Here is a 23,954-nt window from a genome sequence, read left to right as displayed (position 1 = left end):
CGGCAATGGACGGGCCGCCTCTGGGCGGCCCGTCACGCTTGGGGCCCTAGCCCTGCGCAGCCTGGATGGCGAGGTTGACGTCCTCCTCGATGCGCAGGAGCGCGTCATCGACCGTCAGCTCATTGTTGAGCACCTGGCTGATGCGGGTGGTCAGCGCGTTCATCATGGCGCGCTGGTAGCGCCAGCCCTGGAAGCGATAGGCCGCCGGCGCCATCTTGGGGATCTGGTTGATGAAGGTGGCGAGCGCCTCGCTGGTCCGCTGCGAGGCGGAAGGATAATCGACGCCATCGGCGATCTGCGACGCCGCCGAGGGAATCTCGACTTCATTGGAGATATAATAGTCGAGATTGTCGCGCTGCGCGTAAAAGCCGATCAGCTTGCCGGCCAGTTCGGGGTTCTGCGTGTGCGAGAACGCCGTCATGGCGCCGCCACCGGGCATAACCGTGCAGGACGAGGGTCCGCAGGGGGCCGGGATCACCTTCCAGTCGAACAGATCGCCGACCTCGCTGTCCATCTGCGCGAGGGTCCAGGAGCCGCCGAAATACATGACCGTGTCGGCGTTGAGGAAATCGGAGAACAACTCGCGGTGCGTCGCCCCGCCGATGGCGCCCCACAGGTCCATGGGCATGGTGCCGTCCTGGTGCCAGGTCACGAACTGCTCGATGGCGGCCTTGAGCCCGTCATCGACGACGGGCATGCCCTCCTCATCGACCAGTTCGGCGCCGTAGCTGATGGCAAGACTGGCGAAGCGGTGGCCCGAGCGGTCCATTTCCATGGGGAAGTCGGTTCCGGTCGCCTCGGCGACCTGCCGCGTGGCCTCGGCCCATTCCTCCCAGGTGGCCCCTTCCTCGGGCACGTCGACGCCGGCCTGCTCGAACAGGGTGAGGTTCACATAGCCGCCATTCACGGTCAGCGTAGTCGGCATGCCGTTGATCGCGGTGCTGCTGGGGACGCCGCCGCGCAGCCATTGCAGGGTCTGGCCCCATTCCTGTTCGAAATAGTCGGTATCCACATAGGGCGCGATGTCGAGATAGAAGCGGCTGAGGCCGCCCAGATCGGTGATGATGGCGATGTCGGGGCCTTCGCCGGCCTCGAGCTGCACGGGCAGGCTCTCCACCAGCGTCTGGTAGCTGACCTCTTCGACCACCACGTCGACGCCCGGATTTTCCGCCTCGAAGGTCTTGGACAGCTCATCGAAAATCTTGCCGCCCGTCCCCGTATCGCCGGCCCAGACGGTGATTTGCTGGGCCTGGGCGCTGAACGGCGCGGCAGCCATGATCACCGCCAAGGCAGCCGTCGTCATATTCCTGCGTATCATTTATCTCTCTCCTCCACTGGTGCCGCCTCCACGACACGTCCCGAAATCTGTTCTGGTAAGGCCAGATTGTCAACCCGCTGGTAAGGCCAAAAATTTTCCCGTTGAAAAATGGGGTATATTTCTCGGAAAAATGCGGGTTTATCAGCGAATTTTGTCGTCATGCGATGCCCGCATCTGGTCAGCCAGCTTCTTGACACCGGCTTTTGAATGCGATCTGGTTTGACCAGAAAGCCGCATCCGGAGGACCCGATCCGACAGGCGGCCATGGGGCAAGCGGGAGTATCTCAATGATCAGATTTGCGGTCGTCGGAATCGATCACGGCCATATCTTCGACCACGTCAAAGGGCTGACGCGCGCTGGCGCCGAATTCGTCGGCTATTGCCCGAAAACCTCGGTGCCGGGCCTGGTCGAGCAATTCGCCAAAACCTATCCCGACGCGCCGCAGATCGACCGGGAGACGCTGCTGGCGGACGAGAGCATCGACGTCATCTGCACCGCCGCCATTCCCCGCGACCGCGCCGGCGTCGCCATCGCGGCGATGCGGGCGGGCAAGGACGTGATCACCGACAAGCCGGGCGTCACCACGTTCGAGCAACTCGATCAGGTCCGGCAGACGGTTGCCGAAACCGGCCGCATCTTTTCGGTGTGCTTCACCGAGCGGCTCTGCGTGCGTTCGGCGGTCAAGGCCGGCAAGCTGATCGCCGAGGGCGCTATCGGCCGGGTCATCCAGACGCTGGGCACCGGTCCGCACCGGCTGGGCGGCTCGCGGCCCGACTGGTTCTGGCAGCGCGACGCCTTTGGCGGCATCATCGTCGACATCGCCTCGCACCAGATCGACCAGTTCCTGTTCTATACCGGCTCGTCGGCCGCCGAGGTGGTGGCCGCGCAGGTGGCCAATTTCGCCAATCCGCAGGCGCCCGAATTCGAGGATTTCGGCGATCTGATGCTGCGCAGCGACAGGGCCTCGGGCTATGTGCGCGTCGACTGGTTCACCCCCGACGGACTGCCCACCTGGGGCGACGGACGCCTCACCATATTGGGCACCGAGGGCTATATCGAATTGCGCAAATATATCGACATCGCCGGGCGCGAGGGCAAGGATCACCTGTTCCTCGTCAACAAGTCCGGGGTCGAGCATATCGACTGCTCAGGCGAGGAGCTCGACTATTTCCGCGACTTCATCGCCGATGTGCGCGACCGCACGGAAACGGCGATGACCCAGGCCCATGTCTATGAAGTGTGCCGCCTGTCGCTCGAGGCGCAGGCCAAGGCCGTCACCATCTCGCAAGGATAATCGTCATGACCCGTAAACTGCGCGTCGGCGTCATCGGCGCCGGCATCGCCCAGCGCCACCTGGTCGGCTACAACTGGAACAAGGAGCTGTTCGAGGTTCCGGTGCTGTGCTCGCTGGACGAGGATCGCGGCCGCCAGGCGGTTGCCGATTACGGCGTGGGCGAGTTCACCAGCAATGTCGAGACCCTGTTCGAGCGCGACGACCTCGACATCATCGATGTGTGCACGCCGCCCGATTCGCATTTCGAGCTGTCGCGGCGCGCCATCGAGGCGGGCAAGCACGTCATCTGCGAAAAGCCGCTATTCGGCTCCATCGCCGATGTCGACCGCATGGCCGGGATCGTGGCCGGCACCGACCGCAAGTTCATGCCCATCTTCCAGTACCGCTACGGCACGGGGCTGCAGAAGCTCAAGCGCCTGATCGAGCTGGGGCTGACCGGCAAGCCGTTCCTGACCACGATCGAGACCCATTGGTGGCGCGGCCCGGCCTATTACGAGGTGCCTTGGCGCGGCAAATGGCAGAGCGAGCTGGGCGGCGGGCTGCTCGGCCACGCCATCCACGCGCACGACATGCTCAACTATGTCCATGGCGCCTGCGCGGAAGTCTTCGCCTATGGCGCGACCCTGGTGAACCCGATCGAGGTCGAGGACACCATGACGCTTTCCGTCAGGATGCAGAACGGCTCGCTGGCGGCATTGTCCATGACGCTGGGCTCGCGCAAGGAAATCTCGCGGCTGCGCTTCTGCTTCGCCGACATGGTGGCCGAAAGCATCCTCGAGCCCTATACGATGGGCCGCGATCCGTGGACCTTCATTGCCGGCGAGCCCGAGCACCAGGCCAGGATCGACGCGGCGCTGGCCGATTACGAGGTGAAGGAGGATGGCTATACACGCCAGTTCGAGCTGTTCCATCATGCCATCGTCGAGGGGGGCGAACCGCCGGTGACGCTGCAGGATGCGCGCAATTCGCTGGAGCTGGTGACCGCCGCCTATCATTCACAGCGCACCGGACAGCCGACGCCGCTGCCCATCACCCCCGATCATCCCCTCTATACGTCCTGGCTCCCCTAGCGGGCAGGAAGGAAGGAGCCCGGCCGCATGCGCGAAGAACCGGTCCCACATCTGGCTGGCGGGCAGCGGCTCTACCAGGTCGTCGCCCGCCGCATCGCCCGGCTGATCGAGGAGAATGCCGGCAACAAGGGCTGGCGCATTCCCTCGGAACGGGAGCTGGCCGAGGAGCTCAATGTCAGCCGCCCGGTGATCCGGGAGGCCATCATCGCGCTGGAAATGCGCGGCATCGTCGAGGTGCGTGGGCGGGCCGGCATGGTCATCCTGCCGCCGCGCTCGTCCGGCCAGATCAGCTTCGACCTGGTCGGCATCGATGTCGGTCCCGGCCCGTTCGAGCTGCTCGAGGCGCGACTCGCCATCGAATCGAGCGCGGCGGCGCTCGCCGCCGAGCGCGCCACCTCCTACGACTTGATGGTGCTGGAAGAATGCATCGCGCGCATGGAACGCGAGCGCAATGTGGTGCTGCTGCACGAAAAGGGCGACCGCGACTTCCACATGACCATCGCCAAGATGACCAACAACGCCATCATCTTCTCGATGATCGAGGCGCTGTGGGCGCAGCGGGACGAGTCGATCATGTGGCAGAAGCTGCACGAGCACATCCACGCCGAGGACGTGCGCCCGCTCTGGATCGGGGATCATCACTCCATCGTCGCCGCGCTGCGGCTGCGCAATCCCGACGCCGCCTACAAGGCCATGGCCCGCCATATCCGCAACGTCATCAACGAACTGCTCGATGCCGACGAACAGGGAAGGCTGGACGGCTCCATCGCCCGCGAGAGCTGAAGCGCGCGGGCGGACTTACGGGTAATCGACGCCGATGAGATAAAGCCCGCCCGCCGGCGCCATGGGGCCGCAGCTTCTGCGGTCGGCAGCGTCGAGCGCGGCGCGGAAATCGGCCGGGCTCCATTTGCCCTCGCCCACCATTTTGAGCGACCCCACCATGGAGCGCACCTGGTGATGCAGGAAACTGCGGGCGCTGGCGGCAATGGCGATCACCTCGCCGTCGCCGCTGACATCGAGGATGTCGAGCGTGCGGATGGGCGAGCTGGCCTGGCACTCGGATGAGCGGAAGGTGGAGAAATCGTGCTTGCCCAGAATGAGCTGGGCCGCCTCGTGCATCTTTTTCGCGTCGAGCGGCACCGGCACGTGCCAGACCTGATTGCGCTCGATGGCCGGCGGCGCCCGCCGGTTGAGGATGCGGTATTCGTAGTGGCGGGCCAGGGCCGAGAATCGCGCCTCGAAATCCTCCCCCACGCCGTCGCATTCGATCACCACGACCGGATGGGGCCGCAGATGATAGTTGAGCGCTTCGCGGATGCGGAACGGGTCCCAGTCGCGGTCGAGGTCGATATGGGCGACCTGGCCCAGCGCATGGACGCCGGCATCGGTGCGGCCCGCCGCCTGGCTGGTGACGGCCTCGCCCGAAAACCGCGCCACCGCCTCTTCCAGCACCTGCTGCACGCTCAGCCGCTCGGCCTGGCGCTGCCAGCCGCAGAACGGGGTGCCGTCATATTCGAGGGTGAGCTTGTAGCGCGGCATCAGGCCAATGCGGCGGGCAGCGTTCCCGCTCCGCGCAGGAAAGTGGCCGCATCCATGGCGCCCTTGCCTTCGCGCTGCACCTGCAGAAGGCGCACGGCACCGCTGCCGCAGGCAATGACGAGATCGCCACCCAGAATGGTTCCCGGCACACCCGCGCCTTCGGCCAGCGCCGAGCGCAAGGCCTTGACCCGCACCTTCCTGCCGCCCAGTTCCAGCTCGAACCAGGCGCCGGGAAAGGGCGAGAGACCGCGGATCAGGTCGTGGACGCTTTGCGCATCGCGGGAAAAATCGATCCGTGCCTCGGCCTTGTCGATCTTGGCCGCATAGGTGGCGCCGTCCGCCGGCTGCGGGGTGAAATCGAGGCTGCCCCGCTCCAGCGCCGCCAGCGCCCGGCCCATCAAATCGGCCCCCAACCGCATCATCTGGTCGTGCAGTTCGCCCGCTGTCATGTTTTCGCCGATGGGGATGATTTCCGTCGGGCCCATGGCGCCGGTATCCAGCCCCTCGTCCATCTGCATGACGACGATGCCGGTCTGACGGTCGCCTGCCATGATGGCGCGCTGGATCGGCGCGGCGCCCCGCCAGCGCGGCAGCAGCGAGCCATGCAGGTTGAGGCAGCCATGCTCTGGCGCCCCTAGGATCGGCGCAGGCAAGAGCAGGCCATAGGCCACCACCACCGCCACTTCGGCGCCCAGCGAGGCGAATTGCGCCTGCTCGGCCGCACCCTTGAGCGACCGGGGGGTGAAGACCGGAATGCCGAAGGCTTCGGCCGCTTCATGCACCGGGCTGCGGCGCTCGGCCTGGCCGCGCCCGGCCGGCTTGGGCGCGCGCGTATAGACCGCCAGCACGTCATGCCCGGCCGAGACGATCTCGGTCAGCGTCGGCACGGAAAATTCGGGCGTACCCATGAAGACGACGCGCATGCCCAAATGTCCTCTGGCGATCTAGACTCTGTTTCATCGTCATTGCCCGGGACAAGCCCGGTGATGACGCTCGGCTTGACAGCGATCGCGCCGGAGCCGGATCAACCGGCCGCGCGCCGGGCGGCCTTGTCGAATTTCTTGATCACCCGGTCGCGCTTCAGGCGGCTCAGATAATCGATATAGAGCACGCCATCGAGGTGGTCGATCTCGTGCTGAACGCATACGGCGAGCCGGCCATCGGCCTCCAGATCGACCTGCTTGCCCTCGAGATCGGTATATTTCACCGTCACCGTGCTGGGACGTTCGACCTCGTAATAAAGCTCGGGAATGCTGAGGCACCCTTCCTCGGTCACCTGCATCTCGTCGCCGAACCCGGTGATTTCCGGATTGATCATCACCAGCGGGGCAGCGGGCTCATCCTCACCGGCCAGATCCATGACCACGATGCGCTTCATCACGCCCAACTGCGTGGCGGCCAGGCCGATGCCCGGCGCATCGTACATGGTGTCCAGCATGTCCTTGGCCAGCGCCCGGATCTCGTCGTCGACCTCGATGATGGGGTCGGCTACGGCGCGCAGGCGCGCATCGGGAATGATCAGAATGGGGCGGATGGCCATGGCAGAAGGTCCGGCGAAGAATGGATTGACCCCGATATGGCTATTTCCGTTCCGCCGGTCAACTGCAAGCCGGTTCAATCTCGCCGGAATCGGAACATTTTGCGAACATGAGAATCGGCGTAGAGTGGCGGCATGAGCGAACTCGACCGTATTGTGTTTTTCCTCGGCGATGTGCCGGTGTCCCTGGCCATGGCGCTGATAGCCGGCGGCGCCATCATGCTGCTCGCCGCCCTCGTCCTCCTGGTGCAATGGGCGCGGGGCAATCAGAGGCGTGCCGAGGCGGCGGGGCAGGACGTGATCGATACGCTGCGCACGGGCTTCCACGAGCAGGTCGCGGCACGCGACACCCGCATAAGCGAGCTCGAATTGCGCCTCGAGCGGGAGCGCGACCGGAGCACGGGGCTGCAATCGGAGCTGGCGGCGATGCGCACGAGGCTGGACGAGCAGGCGCGCCAGAACGAGCTCAATCTCAAGCGCTTCACCGAAGCGCGCCAGCAGATGACCGATGAATTCAAGGCCATTGCCGGGGACGTGCTGCGCTCGCACAGCGAGACCTTCACCAAGCAGAACCGCGAACAGGTCGATACGCTGCTCAAGCCGCTCAACGACAAGCTGGTGGAATTCCAGGGCGAACTGGCGCGCGACAGCGCCTCGATGAAGGAGCAGATCCGGGCGCTGGCCGAATCCAGCCTGCAGATGCAGACCGAGGCCGGCAATCTCACCCGCGCCCTCAAGGGCAACTCCCAGGCCCAGGGCGCCTGGGGCGAGATGATCCTGTCGTCCATCCTCGAGCGCTCCGGGCTACGCGAGGGCGAGCAGTTCGTCACCCAGACCAGCCACACCAATGAGGACGGGGCGCGGGTGCGCACCGACGTCGAGGTGCTGATGCCCAATGACGACCGGCTGATCATCGATTCCAAGGTCTCGCTGACCGCCTTCGCCGCCTATACGTCCGGAGAGGACGAAGACCGCGACGTGCATCTGGCGGCCCATATCGCCTCCATCCGCAATCACGTCAGGACATTGGGCGACAAGACCTATCAGCGCCACGCCAGGAGCAAGCTCGACTTCGTCATGATGTTCGTGCCCATCGAATCGGCGCTGGCCACCGCCATCCAGCACGATGCGCAACTGGTCGAATATGCGATGGGGCGGGGAGTGATGCTGACCACGCCGACGACGCTGATGACCGTGCTGCGCACGGTGCGCAATGTCTGGGACATCGAAAAGCGTCATCAGAACGCCGAGGAGATCGCCGCCCGCGCAGGGGCGCTCTACGACAAGGTGGCGGGGTTTCTGGGCAGCATGGACAAGCTCGAGACCCATCTCGAGCGTGCCCGGCAAAGCTATGACGACGCCAAGGGACAACTGGCCACCGGCAGGGGCAGCCTGGTCCGGCAGGTGGAAATGCTGCGCGATCTGGGCGCCAAGTCGAGCAAGGCCCTGCCCGCCGGCTGGGACGGGGGCGAGGACGAGCCGCCGGCGCTCCGCCTCGTCAAGGACGAACCGGGGGACCTCGCCTGAAAGGGTGATCGAACCGGCGCGGCCCTCATGCGTTCCTTCCCTATGCAACAGCTTAGGGAGACCGATCATGGTTCAGCATCACGGCCATCCGGGCAGTCTGGTGCCGCAGGAAACCAGCTTCGACAATGCCGACACGCCGGGCATCGCCCAGCCCTATAGCCAGAGCGAAATCGAGGACCTGCTGTTCGGCGACGACCGCCCGGCACAGGATCGCATCGCGCGGCTGCGGGAAATGCGGGCCGAGGCCATCGCCCGGGAAAGCGGCGATTTCGGCGGCCGCGACCCGGCTGCCATGCTCGAGGAAATCGACCGCGCCATCGAGCAATTGCAGGGCGACCTGGACAATGCCGAGGCGACGGGCGATTTCGACATCTCCTCGATCAGGGACCCGCAGGATCATCTCGACGCGCTCGCGCCCGACGATGTGGAGGCGCGCGAGGCGCTGATCGGCGAGGAGGAATTCTACGAGGACGACGAGGACGGCCCCGCCGATGACGACCACGAATGGGCCGGCAGCGAGGAATTCCGCCACGACATGAATTAGGCAAGCGATTGGAATCGCTGTCAGATTTCCGTCCGCGCCTTGAGCGCCTGGCTCAACGTACCCTCGTCCAGATAGTCGAGCTCGCCGCCGACCGGCACGCCATGGGCGAGGCGGGTGACCCTGATGGGAGTGCCCGCCAGCCGGTCGGTGATGTAGTGGGCGGTGGTCTGGCCCTCGACCGTGGCGTTCATGGCCAGGACGATCTCGGCGTAATCGGGGGCCCGGGCGAGGAGGCCATCGAGGTTGAGATCGTCCGGCCCCACCCCGTCCAGGGGTGAGAGAACGCCGCCCAGCACATGGTAGCGCACTTGGCCGACGCCGGCGCGCTCCAGCGCCCACAGATCGGCAACGTCTTCCACCACAATGAGAATTCCGCTTTCGGCGCGCCGCGGATCGGCGCAGATGGAGCAGGGACTGACGGTATCGACATTGCCGCAGACCTCGCAGGAGCGCACCGCGGCGACGGCGCGGTCGAGCGCCGCCGAGAGGGGCAGCATGAGCTGCTCCTTTCTCTTGATCAGGTGCAGCACGGCCCGCCGGGCCGAGCGGGGGCCGAGCCCGGGCAGGCGCGCCAGGAGCTGGATCAGCTGTTCGATCTCCGGTCCGCCGGAAGCCATTTTTCGCGTTCGCCTTTCTGGCGCCGAGGCCAGCACATCGTTAGCATTTTGCGGTGCAGGCCGTAACGCCGGAGCGACATCCCGGCGCTGCGGCGAAGCCCCTCACAAGAAAGATGCAACATCCCCCCGGGTCATTCCCGCGCAAGCGGGAAGCTCCGTTTCCCTTCCGTCCGCCGAACAGGGATTCCCGCTTGCGCGGGAATGACACCGTGAAGGACGGCGAGGATGGGGGTGCAGGATGGCAGTGTGCATATGCGTTTCCCTCGGGCGGCAAAACCCCCGGAGCCGGACGATCCGATGCCCTAGAACGGCAGCTTCATGCCGGGGGGCAGCGGCAGGCCGGAGGTGACCTCGGCCATCTTGCGCTGCATCTCGGCCTCGCTCTTGCCCTTGGCGTCGTTGAAGGCGGCGACGATCAGGTCCTCGACCATGCCGGCGTCCTCGGGCTTGAGCAGCGCCGGATCGATGCTGATCGAGCGCATCTCGCCCTTGCCGGACAGGGCGATGGTGACCATGCCGCCGCCCGAGCGGCCCTCGACCACCAGCTCGGCCAGTTCGGCCTGCATGGCCTCCATCTTCGCCTTCATCTCGCCGGCGGCCTTCATCATGCCCATGATGTCTTTCATTCGTCGTCCTCTTCGTGTGGCGGCGGCAGCCCGTCCGGATCGGCGGCGGCTTCCTCGCGCACCGTCACATTGACCAGCTTCGCCCCGGGAAATGTCTCGATTATGGCCTTGACCAGCGGATCGTCATGGGCGGCGGCCGTCGCCTCCTGCTGGCGCTGCTCCTTTTCCTGCCGGATGGTAAGCCCCTCCGGGGGGCGGGTGGATACCATCACCAGCCAGCGCTCGCCGGTCCAGTTCTGCAGGCGCGCCGACAGCGTGGCGATGATGCCCGGATCGGCGCCATCGGCCAGCGCCACCTCGATGCGGCCCTTCTCGAAGGAAATCGGCCGCATCTGGCTTTCCAGCGCCAGCTTGACCAGCACGTCGCGCTTGGCCGCGGCCAGCGCGATCAGGTCCTTGTAGCTGGAAATACTGGCGAGCGCCGGCTGGGCCAGCGCCTGCGGCACGGCGGCGGGCATGGGGGCCGACACGGGGGCGGACGGCGCCGGCCGCGCCGCCTCGACGCGCAGGGCCGCGGGGCCGCCCGACGAGCCGCCCGGGGGCAGGCGCGGCGGCGGGGCCGAAACGGGCGGGGCGGCGGGCGCGACGGTGGCGGCCTGCCCCTGCTGGGTGAGGCGGGAAATCACCTCGTCGGGGCCGGGCAGGTCGGCGGCATAGGCGAGGCGGATGAGCACCATTTCGGCCGCCTGCAAGGCGTTGCCGGCCCGCGCCGCCTCCTCATTGCCCTTGAACAGGATCTGCCAGGCGCGGGTCAGGGCGCGCATGGTGAGGCGGGCGGCCAGATCGGTGCCGCGGCTGCGCTCGTCCGGGGTCAGGGCGGCGTCGTCGGCGGCGGCCGGCACCACCTTGATGCGGGTGACCAGATGGGTGAATTCGGCCAGATCGGCCAGCAGCGTCTGCGGATCGGCACCCAGATCGTAGAGCTCGCGCAGGGCGGTGAGCGCCTCGGCGACGCGCCCGCCCATCAGGTCCTCGAACAGGTCGATGATCCGCGCCCGGTCCCCCAGCCCCAGCATGGCCTTGACGGTCGAGGCCGAGACCTCGCCGTTGCCGTGAGCGATGGCCTGATCGAGCAGGGACAGGCTGTCGCGCGCCGAGCCCTCGCCGGCCCGCACGATCATGGCCAGCGCGTCGGGCTCGAAGCCGATCCCCTCCTGCCCCAGAATGTCCTCGAGATAGGCGGTCATCACCGCAGCGGGTATGCGCCGCAGGTCGAAGCGCTGGCAGCGCGACAATATGGTGATGGGGACCTTGCGGATCTCGGTGGTGGCGAAGATGAACTTCACATAGGGCGGCGGCTCCTCCAGGGTCTTGAGGAGCCCGTTGAAGGCCGCCGTCGAGAGCATGTGCACCTCGTCGATGACATAGACCTTGTAGGGCGCCGAGACCGGGCCGTATTTCACCGAATCGATGATCTCGCGGATGTCGTTGATGCCGGTATTGGAGGCGGCGTCCATCTCGACCACGTCGACATGCCGCCCCTCGATGATGGCGCGGCAATGATTGCCCTCGACCCCGAGATCGAGCGTGGGATGGCGGCCGCTTTCGTCCTCGTAATTGAAGGCGCGGGCGAGAATTCGGGCGGTGGTGGTCTTGCCCACGCCGCGCACGCCGGTGAGGATGAAGGCGTGGTGGATGCGGTTCTGGGCGAAGGCATTGCCCAGCGTCTGCACCATGGCATCCTGCCCCACCAGGGTGGAAAAGTCGCGGGGGCGGTATTTGCGCGCCAGCACCAGATAGGGCGCGGTGCGGGTGTCAGCCATGCTGCCTGTCCTTGCCGGGTCTTGCGGGACCCGGCCTTTGGGGGAATCTGCCGGAAGTCATGGCCCGACCATAGGGCAACACGGCCCGGCCCGCAAAAGCCCCGAGAGGATTTGCCCTGGTGAAATGCCATCTTTGAACAGATTGGGCAGGAGGCTGGCAACGACCCGTGAGGATCTCGTTGGGGCTGCTTCCTTCCGGACCTGACCCGGTTGGCGAGGAACACGTCCGCGCCAACCTCCCAACGGCTATATGGGCAGAAAACGCCGCCATGGCAAGGGGGCGGGGGCGGATGGCACAAGGCTCCCGGCTCTTTTGCTTCCCTCCCCCTTGAGGCAGGGGGGATGGCATCCGGCGCAAACCGCTGCTTCCGCCCCGAACTACCCCCTCCATCGTCACCACCCGACTTGTTCGGGTGGTCCATGCGATGGTGCGGCGAAAGCTGGATTGCCCGGACAAGCCGGGCAATGACGACAGGGAAGGGGATGATTTATGAGCTACCGGACAATCCCAAACCCCTACCCCTGGCCCAGCCACTCGAGCATAGCTCTCACTTTCAATCGCTCCACCGGAGCGATTGACCCTACGGGACAGTTCGAAGCCCTCAAGGGGGAGGGGAAGGCGACGGTGCCATTTTCGGGTTCGAGTTCCTGTGCGACAGCCCCTTGTCGGGCTGGATTGGCCTGCCGCACAGCGCCGGCACCAAACCGATTGCTTGCCCGATCCACCGAGGCTGGTTATGCCCTAGGGGCCAGGACCGAGGAGACCGATTTGGCCAAACGCCGCCACCGCACCGCCTTGCGCACGTCGAGCCAGGACATCGCCGTTTCGCGCAAGGCGCCCGACACGCCCCAGACGCGCAGCGCCGCCTATCGCCTGGCCTTCGCCGACGACGAGTTCATGACCTCCGAGGATACGCGGGGCGTCCGCTTCCAGCTCGAATATCTCAAGCCCGAATTCCGCCTGCGCCAGCACGGCATCGTCTCGACCGTGGTGCTGTTCGGCGGCGCCCGCATTCCCGAGCCGGGCAAGCCCGCCTGGGCGGCGCGCAACGAGACGCAAAAGCGCAATCTGGAGGCGGCCTCGCGCTATTACGACGAGGCGCGCCGCTTCGCGCAACTGGCGGCGCAGACCTCGGCGGCCACCGATTTCAAGGAATTCGTGGTGGTCACCGGCGGCGGGCCGGGGGTGATGGAGGCGGGCAATCGCGGCGCCGCCGACATGGGCGCGCCCTCCATCGGGCTCAATATCGTCCTGCCGCACGAGCAGGCGCCCAATCTCTACGTCACGCCCGACCTCTCCTTCAACTTCCACTATTTCGCCACGCGCAAGATCCATTTCCTGCTGCGCGCCAAGGCGCTGGCGGTGTTTCCCGGCGGCTTCGGCACGCTGGACGAATTCTTCGAGGCGCTCACCCTCATCCAGACCGGCCGCATGGAAAGCGTGCCCGTGCTGCTGTTCGGCAAGGATTTCTGGAGCCGCGTCATCAATCTGGAGGCGCTGGCCGAGGCCGGCACCATCTCGCCCACCGATCCCGAACTGTTCACCCTGGTGGATACCGCCCAGGAAGGCTGGGACGTGGTGCGCCAATATTACAACCTGCCGCTGATGGGCGAGCCGGTCTGGCGCGGCGGCTGAGGGGCGGCTTGGGGCCGATCATCACCACCGGATTTGTTCCATTGGTCCATGCGGCGCTTCGGGAAGGTGGATTGCCGGGACTGAGCCCGGCAATGACGAAAGGGGGACGGGGCGGGGAAGGTGAGCCGGGGTTCGGGGTGATTTACCAACGGAAATCCCTAACCGACGATGCCCTCGGACCGGCCCCACACCTCTCCCATCGTCACCACCGGGCTTGTCCCGGTGGTCCAGGCGGTGCCTCGGAAGATGGATTGCCGGGACAAGCCCGGCAATGACGAAAGGGGATGGGGCGGTGCACGGGCGCGGGTTCAGGCGCCGGGGGGCATGGCTTGGAGCATGAGGCCACCGAGCAGGAGCAGGCCGGCCAGTTGCGCGGCGATCTGGACGACGATGAAGATGGCCACCTGCATGGGCGCGAGGGTGACGATGCGGCGGGCGATGTTGACCTCGACCACGATGCTGACAATGCCCACGACGAGCAGCATGATGTCGCTGCCGCCCAGGAGCACGACGCTGATCGTGCCGAGCAGGGAGACGAAGAAGTTCACCCAGTTGTCGGCCACCACATAGGGCATGAAGCCGTCGAGCCGGCCCATGGCGCGCAGGGTGAAATAGGCGGCGCCAAGCTGCAGGGCGAACAGCAGGGCGGCGAGGATGGCGGCGCTGGTGGCGGCGCCGGCGGGGGCGGGAACGCCGAGCAGTTGCGGGCCGAAGACGCTGACGGCCACCGCCAGCAGCAGGGCGATGAAGCTGCCCAGCACGCCGCGCGGGGAAAAATCGAAGTGGCGCGCCGCGTCGGGCCGGCCCAGGACCAGCGCCCAGCAGCCGGCAGCCGCACTCAGGGCTTCTTGGGGAAAGGTCTGGTTGGGCTGGGCCAAGGCAACAGGTCTCGTCTCAGGCGGCGGGAAGCGCGGGGGCAGTTAGCATGTAAAGCGTCAGGGGCAGGCCGACAAGCAGCATGAGGGTGAGAAGCGCGAAAGCCGCCGACGCGCCCGGCCCCCAGCCGCCGGCCGCCCGGCCCAGCCGGTATAGCAGAAAGGCCAGCCCCAGCCATATCAGGGGCAGCAGCGGGCCGAGGGTGAGGGAAATCAGCGTCCCCAGGATCAGGTAGAAGATCAGCGCATAGACGCCCGGCACCAGCACGCCGAGCGCCGGGCCGCGATCGCGCAGCACGCGGCGGATGCCGAAGACGCCCGCCGCCAGCGCCAGCAGCCACAGCGTGTGGACGAGCATGATGTCGAGGACGCCCCGCAGCGTGGGCACGCCCAGTTCGAGCGAGGCGAGGACGATGGCGAGGAAGGCGCAGAGATAGAACAGCACCAGCGCCGTCGAGAGCCCAGCGGGTCCGAGGCGGAACCGCTGCTGCCAGCCGGCCTCGCCGCGCAGCAGCATGATCCAGCCGTAAACGGCCTGGCGGAGCGCCCGGAGAATGGTCATGCCGGCTCCCGCGCGAAGAAGCGCCGCATGAAATCGGCATAGATCTGCGCAAGGCCCAAAAGGTCGGAGACCAGCACGTGCTCGTCGGCCCGGTGCATGGAGGCGCCGACCAGGCCGCATTCCACCACCGGGCCGTAAAGGGCGACGAAGCGGGCGTCGGAGGTGCCCCCGCCGGTGGAATAGTCCGGCTGCCGCCCGCAGCGGGCCGCGATGGCGGCGGCGAGCGTCTCGACGTCCTCGCCCAGCGGCGAGAGGAAGGCGCGCGAGGGCACGCCGGAAATCTCGAAACCGACCGTGGTGCCGCCGGCCGGCACCGCGGCGAGGCGGTCGCGCACCCAGGCGGCGAGGGTTTCGGGGGTCCACAGATCGTTGTAGCGGATATTGAAATGCAGCCGGCCGGCGGCGGGAATGACATTGGCGGCGGGATTGCCCACGTCGATGGAGGTCAGCTCCAGATTGCTGGCGGGGAAATGGGCGGTGCCGGCATCGAGCGGGGCGGCCGCGAGGGCCGAGGCGATGGCGGCCAGCACCGGCAGCGGATTGTTGGCGCGGTGCGGATAGGCGACGTGGCCCTGGGTGCCGGCAATTGTCACCACGCCGGAAAACGAGCCGCGCCGGCCGATCCGGATGCTGTCGCCCAGCACTTCGGCGGAGCTGGGCTCGCCCACGACGGCGAAATCGAAGCCGTGGCCGTTCCGCGCCATCCATTGCAGCAGCTTGTCGGTGCCGTTGACGGCATCGGCTTCCTCGTCATTGGTGATGGCAAGAAGGATGGTGCCCGCCTCGGGGGGCAGGGCAGCGCAGGCGGCGAGGAAGGCGGCGATGCCCGATTTCATGTCGGCGGCGCCGCGGCCATGGATGCGGCCCGCCTCGTGACGCGCGACGAACGGGTCGGAGCGCCAGAGGGCGGGGTCGCCGGGCGGCACCACATCGGTATGGCCGGCAAACAGCAGGCGGCGCCCCCCCTCTCCCCGCGTGGCGAAGAGATTGTCGACCGGATAGGAGCCGTCGCCATCGAAGCGCAGCCGGGTGACGGCGAAGCCGAGCGCGGTGAGCTCGGTTTCGAGCAGGTCGAGCACCCCGGCCTCCGCGGGGGTCACCGAGGGGCAGGCGATGAGGCGTTCGAGCAGGGCAACCGGATCGAGGGCCAAGCGGGTCTCCCGGAGCGCCGGACGATCCGATGCAATCGGATCGGGCGCTCTATCTGTTTATCGTCGCATCGGATCAGTCCGAAAACCGCTTCGCACTTTTCGGTCCGATGCTCTATCTTTTTCACCGCATCGGATCAGTCCGAAAACCGCTTCGCACTTTTCGGTCCGATGCTCTAGTCGCGCAGCAGCTCGTTGATGGCGGTCTTGGCGCGGGTCTGGGCGTCGACGGTCTTGACGATGACGGCGCAGTAGAGGTTCGGCCCCGGAGAGCCGTCGGGCAATGGCTTGCCGGGCAGGCTGCCCGAGACCACCACGGAAAAAGGCGGCACGCGGCCGATATGGATTTCGCCGGTCTGGCGGTCGACCACCTTGGTGGAGGCGCCGATGAACACGCCCATGGAGATCACCGCGCCCTCGCCCACCACCACGCCCTCGACGATCTCGGAGCGGGCGCCGACGAAGCAATTGTCCTCGATGATGGTGGGGCCGGCCTGGAGCGGCTCGAGCACGCCGCCGATGCCCACGCCCCCGGAAAGATGCACGTTGCGGCCGATCTGCGCGCAGGAGCCCACCGTGGTCCAGGTGTCGACCATGGTGCCCTCCCCGACATGGGCGCCCAGATTGACGAAGCTGGGCATCAGCACGACATTGCGGGCGATATGGGCGGAGCGGCGGACGATGGCGCCGGGCACGGCGCGGAAGCCGGCCGCGCGCCAGGCCGCCTCGTCCCAGCCCGCGAACTTGGTGGGCACCCGGTCCCACCAGAAGGAGCCCTGCGGCCCGCCGCTCATGGGCCGGTTGGCCTCGAGCCGGAAGGAGAGCAGCACGGCGCGCTTGAGCCATTGGTTGACCCGCCAGACGCCATCCACCTTCTCGGCGACGCGGGCGCGGCCGCTGTCGAGCAGTTCGAGCGCCGCCTCGACCGCCTCGCGGACCTCGCCGCCCGTCTCGACACCGATATCGGCGCGATTGTCGAAGGCGGCGTCGATGAGCGGGGCGAGCTGGGCTTGCGACATGGCAGTTCCTCGTTGCGGCCGCGCGGACAATAAAGCGCGCCGGCCGCGTGTCAACGCACGGGCGCGGCCGGATAGACGCCCAGAATGCTGAACCGGTCGGTGAAGAACTTCAATTCCTCGAAAGCCAGCCGCACCGCTTCATCGTCGGGATGGCCCTCGATATCGGCATAGAACTGGGTGGCGGTGAAGGCGCCGCCCACCATGTAGCTTTCCAGCTTGGTCATGTTGACGCCATTGGTGGCGAAGCCCCCCATGGCCTTGTAGAGCGCGGCGGGCACGTTGCGGACGCGGAAGATGAAGGTGGTCTTCACCCGGCCCTGGTTGGCGGCGGGCCGCTCGGCGCGCGAGAGCACGAGAAAGCGGGTGGTGTTGTGGTCGGCATCCTCGATGTTTTCGGCCAGCACCTCGAGCCCGTAGATCTCGCCGGCAAAGCGCGAGGCGATGGCGGCGACGGATTTGTCGGCCTTCTGGGCGATTTCGCGGGCCGAGCCGGCGGTGTCCACCGCATTGATGGTGCGCAGGCCGCGCCCGGAGATGAACTTGCGGCACTGGCCCAGCGCCACCGACAGGGACTGCACCGCCGCGATATCCTCGAGGCGCGCGCCGGGCACGCCCAGAAGGGTCATTTCCACCCGCAAATAGGTCTCGCCGATGATGTAGAGACCGCTTTCGGGCAGGAGGTGATGGATGTCGGTGATGCGCCCGTAAAGCGAGTTCTCCACCGGCACCACAGCGAAATCGGCGCGGCCCGACTGCACGGCGCTCAGCGTCTCCTCAAAGGTGACGCAGCCCAGGAACTCCTCGCCGGGAAACACATTGGCGGCGGCGGCGTGGCTGAAGGCGCCGGCTTCGCCCTGAAAGGCAATGGTCTTGGTCATGGAAGATCCGTGGCTGTTTTGGCCCGCGGGTTTTGACGCGGGGGCCCGCCGGTGTCAATCTGCGCCCCGGAACGGCCCGAACGCCGGGGGCCGGAGGGGAATTGTCGCATAGGGGGTTTGACCTGTTGCGCCACGAGGGGCTTAATACTATCTTCCGCGCGCATCGGACCGGCCGGTTGAGGCAGAACCCCGCCAGGGGATCGGAAGTTGGGCCGGCGACGCGATTCGCCCACAGGGGATGGACCGGCAGAGAGACCAAATGGATTCGTTCGAGCTAAACAAGATCATCGGCGCCGTGCTCGGCACCCTGTTGTTCATCATGGGCGTCGGCTTCCTGGCCGAAGCCATCTACCATCCCATCGAGGGCCGCGGGCCGGGCTATGTCCTGCCGGAGCCGGAAATGGCCGAAGCCAGCGCGCCGGCCGAGGCCGCGCCGGAAGTGCCGCTCGGGGTGCTGCTGGCCAGCGCCAGCGTCGATCGCGGCGCCTCGGCAGTGCGCAAGTGCCAGTCCTGCCACACCTTCGGGGAGGGCGAATCGGCCAAGCAGGGCCCCAATCTCTACAATATCGTGGGGGCCCCCAAGGCGCATGCGGAAGGCTTCGCCTATTCCGACATCCTGCTGCAGCAGCGCGAAGAGGGCCAGGTCTGGTCCTATGAGAATCTCGACGCCTTCCTGACCAATCCGCGCGGCTATGCGCCGGGCACCAAGATGGCCTTTGCCGGCATCCGTTCGCCCGAGGAGCGCGCCGACGTGCTGGCCTATCTCCAGACCCTGTCGAGCGATCCGGTGCCGTTCCCGGCAGCCGAGGAAGCCCCGGCCGAGGACGAGGCGGCTTCCGAGGAGGCCGTGGAGGAGGACGCCGCACCGGCCGAGGAAGCCATTCCCGAAGCCGAGGCGACCGAGCCGACCGCGCCCGAAAGCGCGGTGGAGACCCCCACCACCACCCAGGACGAGACCCCGGTGGAAGGCACGCCGGTGCAGGAGACCACGCCCGAAGCCCCGGGATCGGACACGACCACCGGCCAGTAAACGGCCGGCTGCGATAGGAAAATCATCGAGCCGCGCCCGGAGGCGCGGCTTTTTCTTGAGGACGACACCATGCTGCTGCTGCACCTTTCCGATGTCGACGAGGCGAGCTGGGCGAAAGCCTTCGCCGCCGCGCTGGCCCCCTACCCCGTCGTGCGGCGCGGCGACGAATTCGACCCGGCCGAGATACGCTATATCTTCGTCTGGAAGCCCGGGGCCGACGCCTTCGCGGGGCTGACCAATCTCAAGGCGGTGCTGTCGCTGGGGGCGGGCGTCGACGCGCTGATGCAGCACCCCCATCTGCCCGACGCGCCCATCGTGCGCTTCGTGGACGAGGATTTGAGCCAGCGCATGAGCGATTACGTGGTGGCGCAGGTGAGCATGCATCACCGGCTGTTCACCCGCTTCCGCGCCGACCAGAAGGCGCGGCGCTGGGACCAGTTCTACCCGCCCTCGGCCAGCCAAACCAGCGTCGGCATCATGGGCATGGGCGTATTGGGGCAGGACGCGGCGGCGCGGCTGCGGCCGCTGGGCTTTTCGCTGCGTAGCTGGAGCCGGACGCCGAAACGGGTCGAGGGCGTCGAGGGCTTCGCCGGCGCCGAGCAGTTCGACGCCTTTCTGGCGGGCACCGATATCCTCGTCAACCTGCTGCCGCTGACCCCCGAGACCGCCGGCATCCTCAACATGGAGAATTTTTCCAAGCTGCGGCGCGGGGGGCTGGAGGGCGGGCCGGTGATCGTCAACGCGGCGCGCGGCGGCCACCAGAACGAAGCGGACATCGCCAGGGCGCTCGAGACCGGCATATTGGGGGCGGCGAGCCTCGACGTGTTCCAGACCGAGCCGCTGCCGGAGGACAGCCCGCTCTGGGCCATCGAGAACTGCTACATCACCCCGCATATCGCGGCCATTTCCGACGAGGCGAGCGGGGTGCGCTATTTCTCGCGCATCCTCGAGGATCACGAGGCGGGCAAGCCGCTGATCAATGTGGTGGACCGCAAGCGCGGCTATTGAGGCCAGTTTATTGCGGAAAACCATCCTTTATGCGGGGCGGACGGGCCCGACACACAAAATTCACTGGTGCGGGACGACGATAATGGTCAAGCATGGCGACAGAAACGCCCATCCGTCCGAGACCGAATGACCGATATTGCCCCTGCCGCCAAGGTCAGCCTCTACGACCGCCTGAAAAAGGCGACCCGCCACCGCCTCGCCGAGCCGATCCTGGCGCTGCTGTGCTTTCTCGAAGCCATGATCCTGCCGATCTTTCCCGAGATCATGCTGGCGCCGATGATCATCGCGGACCGGATGCGCGCCTGGCGGCTGGCGGCGATCTGCACCATCGCCTCGGTGACCGGGGGGCTGGCCGGCTATGCGATCGGCTATTTCCTCTTCGATTCCGTCGGGCGGGCCATCATCGATTTCTACGGCGCCGGCGAGGGCTTCGAATCGCTGCGCCACAGCTTCGTGGCCAACGGGCCGCTGATGATCCTGATCGGGGCGCTCTCGCCCATCCCCTACAAGGTGATCACCATCACCTCCGGCGTGGCGGGGCTCGATCTGTGGACCTTCATCATCTACGGGCTGATCGGGCGCGGACTGCGCTATTTCGTGCCCTGCGGCCTGTTCTATTTCTTCGGGCCGGTGGCCAGCGAATTCATCGAGCGGCACAAGAAATGGGCCGGCTGGGGCATGGTGGTGCTGGTGGTCGCGGGCTTCGCCATGGCGCCGCTGCTGTTCCCCAAGAGCCACGGACCGGCCACCGAAATCGCCGTCGAGCAGATGACGGCGGTGGACGAGGTGGTGCCGCGCGAATTGCTGCCCAATCCGGGCGAGCTGCTGGGCGGCGGCGGGGAGGACGCGCCCGGCGAGTAATGGGGACGGGGGCGTCCCCATCGCGGGGTCATTCCCGCGGAGGCGGGAAGGTGGTCTCACGTTTGAAGTGCAACACGGTTGATTGTTTCGCAGAAGACCTCATTGGGTGTTTTGAAGGCAAGGCATTTTCTGGGGGTGTCGTTGTAGGCCTTGACGAGGGCCTCGAGCTCGTCGGCACCCAGGGTTGCCAGGTCGGTCTTGCGCGGCAGGGAGCGGCGCATGCGGCCGATAGCGTTCTCGATGCCGCCCTTCTGCCAGGGGGCGTGCGGATCGCAGAAGAAGGTGCCGTGGCTGAGCTTGCAGGAAAGCTTGTAGTGCAGGGCGAACTCGGTGCCGTTGTCGAAGGTCAGCGAGCGGCGCAGGGAGCGCGGCAAGGCCGCCAGCTGCGCCGCCAGGCGCAGACGGACGGCGGCAGCGCTCTTGTTGAGCAGGCGCTCGAGGCTGAGCCGGCGCGATGTCCGCTCATGGGTGACGAGCACGTACTGGCCATATCTGGAGAAGGCCATCAGGTCGACCTCCCAATGGCCCGGAACGGCGCGCTCGTTTGCCTCTGCGGGCCGCAGGGCGAGGGGCCGGCGGCGGCGGATCAGGCTGGTGGACGAGCCGCCGCCCCGGCCCAGCCGCCCCCGCCGGCTCTTGGCCCGGGGCAGCAAGCGGTGCCAGTAATCCTTCTGGGCCGAGCGGTGATAGATGAACCGGTAGATGGACTCGTGGCTGATGATCGTGCGACCGTGCTGGCGCGCCAGCCGGCCAGCGATCTGTTCGGGTGAGTGTCCCATCGCAAGGCCTTGCCTGACCCGCTCGCGCAGGTCCGGCTGGCGCGCCAGCTTGAAGCGGGCATCCCAGCGCCGGCGGCGCAGCGCCAGGCCGTGGGCCCGTTCCCCCTCGTAGCGGCTGCGCCACTGTTTGGTGGGTCGGCTATTGCGGGCCAGCTCCCGGCTGATCGTGGAGGCGGCACGGCCCAGTTCCCGGCCCATCCAGCGCACCGACCGACCTTCGCCGAGCCAGTGGCCCACCAGCACCCGCTCGCGCAGGCTCAATTGTACGTAATTCTGTCCCATCGCGGCAAACACCATAGCAGGTGTTGCACTTGTGACGTGAGTGCAGCGAATCCCCGTTCTTGCCGCCAAACCCGGAAACAGAGATTCCCGCGTTCGCGGGAATGACACTGTGGAAACGGGAATGACACTGTGGGATTGGGCGAGCTCGGCAATGACGAAAGAGGGATGGGGCGCGGGCGTCTCCATCGCGGGGTCATTCCCGCGCAGGCGGGAATCCCCGTTCTTGCCGCCAAACCCGGAAACAGAGATTCCCGCGTTCGCGGGAATGACACTGTGGAAGCGGGAATGACACTGTGGGATTGGACGAGCCCGGCAATGGCGGGGCAGCCCCCGGCGCCGCTAGAGCCTTTCACTGTCAAGTGGATCAGCGCTTTCTTGCTCCCCTCCCCCTTGAGGGGAGGGGTCGGGGGTGGGGGTCCTTCGGTGCTCCGCCAAACCCACCCCCTCCCCAACCCTCCCCTCAAGGGGGAGGGAGCGCTGGTCGCCGATTCCGTCAAAACATGAAAGCCGCTATTGCCCGTAGCGCTGGCGGAGCAGGCCGTAGAGGGCGCGGATGCCCTGGTCGGTGGCGCCGGCGGGGCGGCCGGGGCGGGCGTCGGGGGCCCAGCCGAAAATGTCGAGATGGGTCCAGACCGCCGCCCGCTTGACGAAGCGCTTGAGGAACAGGGCGGCGACCACCGAGCCGGCATGGCCGCCGGTGCCGGTATTGCCCAGATCGGCGATCTTGGAGGAAAGCAGGGTATCGTAGCCGGCCCAGAGCGGCATGGGCCAGAGCGGGTCCTCGGCAGCAAGGCCGAGCGCCACCAATTGGCGGGCGATATCGTCGTCGGTGCTGTAGAGCGCCGGCAGTTCCGGGCCGAGCGCGACGCGCGCCGCCCCGGTCAGCGTCGCCATGTCGGCCAGCAGGTCGGGCGCCTCCTCGTCGGCCAGCGCCAGCGCATCGGCGAGGATCAGCCGCCCCTCGGCATCGGTATTGCCGATTTCGACGCTGAGCCCGGCGCGGGAGCGCAGCACGTCGCCGGGGCGGAAGGACGCGGCGGCGATGGAATTTTCTACCACCGGCAGCAGCACGCGCAGCCGCACCTTGAGCCCGGCCGACATCACCGCATGGGCGAGGCCGAGCATGTTGGCGGCGCCGCCCATGTCCTTTTTCATCATCAGCATGCCGGCCGCCGACTTGATGTCGAGCCCGCCGGTGTCGAAGGTGACGCCCTTGCCCACCAGCGTCACCCGGGGGTGCGAGGCCGCGCCCCAGGTGAGGTCGATGAGGCGCGGCGCCTGGGCGCTGGCGCGGCCCACCGCATGGATCATGGGAAAGTTCCTCGCCAGCAAGTCGTCGCCGGCGATGACCTCGACCTGCATGCCATGGCGGGCGGCGAAGGCGCGCGCCTCCCGCTCCATGGCATCGGGGCCCAGATCGTTGGCCGGGGTGCCGATGAGGTCGCGAGCAAGGCTGGCGGCCTCCACCTGGCGGTCGACCTCCGCCGCATCGGCGCCCTCGGGCAGGGCCAGGGTGGCGACGGGGCGGGGCTCGCGATAGCGGTCGAAGCGATAGGCGCCCAGCCGGAAGGCGATGGCGGCCAGGGTGGGATCGCCATAGGCGCCGGCGAGGGCATAGGCGCCTTCGGGGAGCGCGGCGGCGGCAAGACCGGCAAGGAAGGGCGAGCGCCCGGCATCGGGACCGGCGCCGAACAGCCAGGAAGCGACCCCGCCCCCATCGTCGGGCAGGGCCAGCAGCCGCCCGCGCTGGCCGGCAAATCCATGCGCGGCGGCCCAGGCGGCGTGGCGGGCAGAAAGCCCGGCAGCGTCCAAGGCGCCTTCGGCGATGAAGCGGACCGGGATGGCGGCTGGGCTGGTCATGGCAAAACTCCTTCTTGCCGGACGGTTCTAGAGCGCCGGACGATCCGATGGAATCGGATCGAGCGCTCTATCTGTTTATTATCGCATCGGATGCGTCCGAAAACCGCTTCGCACTTTTCGGTCCGATGCTCTAGCGAGGCGGGGCGGGGGCGGCAATCGCCGCCGGCGGGCTTAACCGGG

Annotated in this window: 22 protein-coding genes, 1 other RNA gene and 1 pseudogene; 9 read left to right on the top strand and 15 right to left on the bottom strand. The window is 67.1% G+C overall.

The genetic code is table 11. The features are described from left to right. Positions 1–46: 46 nt before the first annotated feature. Positions 47–1,318 carry an ABC transporter substrate-binding protein gene (locus ACFOOL_RS10085; protein WP_380096830.1) on the bottom strand — a complete coding sequence of 424 codons (1,272 nt, stop codon included), beginning with the start codon at positions 1,316–1,318 and terminating at the stop codon, positions 47–49. A gap of 287 nt (positions 1,319–1,605) precedes the next feature. Between ACFOOL_RS10085 and ACFOOL_RS10080 the strand changes: the two genes are divergently transcribed. Genes ACFOOL_RS10080 through ACFOOL_RS10070 form a run of 3 tightly spaced genes read left to right on the top strand, consistent with a single transcriptional unit; the run spans position 1,606 to position 4,466 of the window. Continuing rightward, complete coding sequence (locus ACFOOL_RS10080; protein ID WP_380096829.1) at positions 1,606–2,613, top strand: Gfo/Idh/MocA family protein; 1,008 nt, start codon at positions 1,606–1,608, stop codon at positions 2,611–2,613. A gap of 5 nt (positions 2,614–2,618) precedes the next feature. Continuing rightward, on the top strand, positions 2,619–3,683 hold the full coding sequence (locus ACFOOL_RS10075; RefSeq protein ID WP_380096828.1) for a Gfo/Idh/MocA family protein: 1,065 nt from the start codon (positions 2,619–2,621) through the stop codon (positions 3,681–3,683). A gap of 27 nt (positions 3,684–3,710) precedes the next feature. Next, entirely contained in the window at positions 3,711–4,466 is a 756-nt protein-coding gene (locus ACFOOL_RS10070) for a FadR/GntR family transcriptional regulator (RefSeq protein ID WP_380096827.1), read from the top strand. Positions 4,467–4,481: 15 nt separating this feature from the next. Here ACFOOL_RS10070 and truA read toward each other — a convergent pair whose 3' ends face one another. The 3 genes from truA to def all read right to left on the bottom strand — a co-directional run bounded on the left by truA (position 4,482) and on the right by def (position 6,762). Beyond that, a complete protein-coding gene (truA, locus tag ACFOOL_RS10065; protein ID WP_380096826.1) occupies positions 4,482–5,222 on the bottom strand; it encodes a tRNA pseudouridine(38-40) synthase TruA in 741 nt (246 codons plus the stop codon). Beyond that, entirely contained in the window at positions 5,222–6,145 is a 924-nt protein-coding gene (fmt, locus tag ACFOOL_RS10060) for a methionyl-tRNA formyltransferase (RefSeq protein ID WP_380096825.1), read from the bottom strand. The genes truA and fmt overlap by 1 nt, the downstream gene beginning before the upstream one ends. Positions 6,146–6,246: 101 nt before the next feature. Beyond that, positions 6,247–6,762, bottom strand: coding sequence for a peptide deformylase (gene def / locus ACFOOL_RS10055; protein ID WP_380096824.1), 516 nt, complete (start codon positions 6,760–6,762; stop codon positions 6,247–6,249). 132 nt (positions 6,763–6,894) lie between these two features. Between def and ACFOOL_RS10050 the strand changes: the two genes are divergently transcribed. Both ACFOOL_RS10050 and ACFOOL_RS10045 read left to right on the top strand, forming a co-directional pair. Beyond that, complete coding sequence (locus ACFOOL_RS10050; protein ID WP_380096823.1) at positions 6,895–8,286, top strand: DNA recombination protein RmuC; 1,392 nt, start codon at positions 6,895–6,897, stop codon at positions 8,284–8,286. A gap of 67 nt (positions 8,287–8,353) precedes the next feature. After that, positions 8,354–8,830 carry a hypothetical protein gene (locus ACFOOL_RS10045; protein ID WP_380096822.1) on the top strand — a complete coding sequence of 159 codons (477 nt, stop codon included), beginning with the start codon at positions 8,354–8,356 and terminating at the stop codon, positions 8,828–8,830. A 20-nt stretch (positions 8,831–8,850) separates the two neighbouring features. Here ACFOOL_RS10045 and recR read toward each other — a convergent pair whose 3' ends face one another. From recR to ffs, 4 genes and pseudogenes are all read right to left on the bottom strand, one after another. Continuing rightward, on the bottom strand, positions 8,851–9,447 hold the full coding sequence (gene recR, locus ACFOOL_RS10040) for a recombination mediator RecR (RefSeq protein ID WP_380096821.1): 597 nt from the start codon (positions 9,445–9,447) through the stop codon (positions 8,851–8,853). Positions 9,448–9,749: 302 nt separating this feature from the next. Continuing rightward, complete coding sequence (locus tag ACFOOL_RS10035) at positions 9,750–10,073, bottom strand: YbaB/EbfC family nucleoid-associated protein (protein WP_380096820.1); 324 nt, start codon at positions 10,071–10,073, stop codon at positions 9,750–9,752. After that, positions 10,070–11,863, bottom strand: a pseudogene (locus tag ACFOOL_RS10030) (DNA polymerase III subunit gamma/tau); the annotation flags it as partial. The gene ACFOOL_RS10035 and the pseudogene ACFOOL_RS10030, both read right to left, overlap by 4 nt. 118 nt (positions 11,864–11,981) lie before the next feature. Further along, positions 11,982–12,077: signal recognition particle sRNA small type (gene ffs / locus ACFOOL_RS10025), an RNA gene on the bottom strand. 528 nt (positions 12,078–12,605) lie between these two features. Between ffs and ACFOOL_RS10020 the strand changes: the two genes are divergently transcribed. Further along, a complete protein-coding gene (locus ACFOOL_RS10020) occupies positions 12,606–13,472 on the top strand; it encodes an LOG family protein (RefSeq protein ID WP_380096819.1) in 867 nt (288 codons plus the stop codon). Between the two features lie 308 nt (positions 13,473–13,780). On the opposite strand, the gene ACFOOL_RS10015 is transcribed toward ACFOOL_RS10020, so the two are convergent. The 5 genes from ACFOOL_RS10015 to ACFOOL_RS09995 all read right to left on the bottom strand — a co-directional run bounded on the left by ACFOOL_RS10015 (position 13,781) and on the right by ACFOOL_RS09995 (position 17,954). After that, the gene (locus ACFOOL_RS10015; RefSeq protein ID WP_380096818.1) at positions 13,781–14,350 is read right to left on the bottom strand and encodes a hypothetical protein; all 570 of its coding nucleotides are present in this window, start codon (positions 14,348–14,350) and stop codon (positions 13,781–13,783) included. A gap of 16 nt (positions 14,351–14,366) precedes the next feature. After that, on the bottom strand, positions 14,367–14,909 hold the full coding sequence (locus ACFOOL_RS10010; RefSeq protein ID WP_380096817.1) for a hypothetical protein: 543 nt from the start codon (positions 14,907–14,909) through the stop codon (positions 14,367–14,369). Continuing rightward, the gene (gene dapE / locus ACFOOL_RS10005) at positions 14,906–16,060 is read right to left on the bottom strand and encodes a succinyl-diaminopimelate desuccinylase (protein WP_380096816.1); all 1,155 of its coding nucleotides are present in this window, start codon (positions 16,058–16,060) and stop codon (positions 14,906–14,908) included. Before dapE ends, ACFOOL_RS10010 begins: the two co-directional genes overlap by 4 nt. 173 nt (positions 16,061–16,233) lie before the next feature. Continuing rightward, positions 16,234–17,076 carry a 2,3,4,5-tetrahydropyridine-2,6-dicarboxylate N-succinyltransferase gene (gene dapD, locus ACFOOL_RS10000; RefSeq protein ID WP_380096815.1) on the bottom strand — a complete coding sequence of 281 codons (843 nt, stop codon included), beginning with the start codon at positions 17,074–17,076 and terminating at the stop codon, positions 16,234–16,236. Positions 17,077–17,126: 50 nt separating this feature from the next. Next, entirely contained in the window at positions 17,127–17,954 is an 828-nt protein-coding gene (locus ACFOOL_RS09995; RefSeq protein ID WP_380096814.1) for a prephenate dehydratase, read from the bottom strand. Positions 17,955–18,213: 259 nt separating this feature from the next. Between ACFOOL_RS09995 and ACFOOL_RS09990 the strand changes: the two genes are divergently transcribed. From ACFOOL_RS09990 to ACFOOL_RS09980, 3 genes are all read left to right on the top strand, one after another. Then, the gene (locus tag ACFOOL_RS09990) at positions 18,214–18,984 is read left to right on the top strand and encodes a c-type cytochrome (RefSeq protein WP_380096813.1); all 771 of its coding nucleotides are present in this window, start codon (positions 18,214–18,216) and stop codon (positions 18,982–18,984) included. A 69-nt stretch (positions 18,985–19,053) separates the two neighbouring features. Further along, complete coding sequence (locus ACFOOL_RS09985; RefSeq protein ID WP_380096812.1) at positions 19,054–19,992, top strand: 2-hydroxyacid dehydrogenase; 939 nt, start codon at positions 19,054–19,056, stop codon at positions 19,990–19,992. A 126-nt stretch (positions 19,993–20,118) separates the two neighbouring features. Continuing rightward, complete coding sequence (locus ACFOOL_RS09980) at positions 20,119–20,853, top strand: YqaA family protein (protein ID WP_380096811.1); 735 nt, start codon at positions 20,119–20,121, stop codon at positions 20,851–20,853. A 56-nt stretch (positions 20,854–20,909) separates the two neighbouring features. Here ACFOOL_RS09980 and ACFOOL_RS09975 read toward each other — a convergent pair whose 3' ends face one another. Together ACFOOL_RS09975 and ACFOOL_RS09970 are read right to left on the bottom strand one after the other, a co-directional pair. Continuing rightward, positions 20,910–21,914 (bottom strand): IS30 family transposase, encoded by a 1,005-nt coding sequence (locus ACFOOL_RS09975; RefSeq protein ID WP_449240189.1) that lies wholly within the window; start codon positions 21,912–21,914, stop codon positions 20,910–20,912. 510 nt (positions 21,915–22,424) lie between these two features. Then, positions 22,425–23,774, bottom strand: coding sequence for a leucyl aminopeptidase family protein (locus ACFOOL_RS09970; RefSeq protein ID WP_380096809.1), 1,350 nt, complete (start codon positions 23,772–23,774; stop codon positions 22,425–22,427). Positions 23,775–23,954: the final 180 nt, after the last annotated feature.

The sequence above is a fragment of the Devosia honganensis genome (assembly GCF_042648785.1).
Lineage (GTDB): Bacteria > Pseudomonadota > Alphaproteobacteria > Rhizobiales > Devosiaceae > Devosia > Devosia honganensis.
The sequence above is the reverse complement of the archived record's forward strand: the minus strand, read 5'-3'. Positions and strand labels throughout refer to the sequence as shown.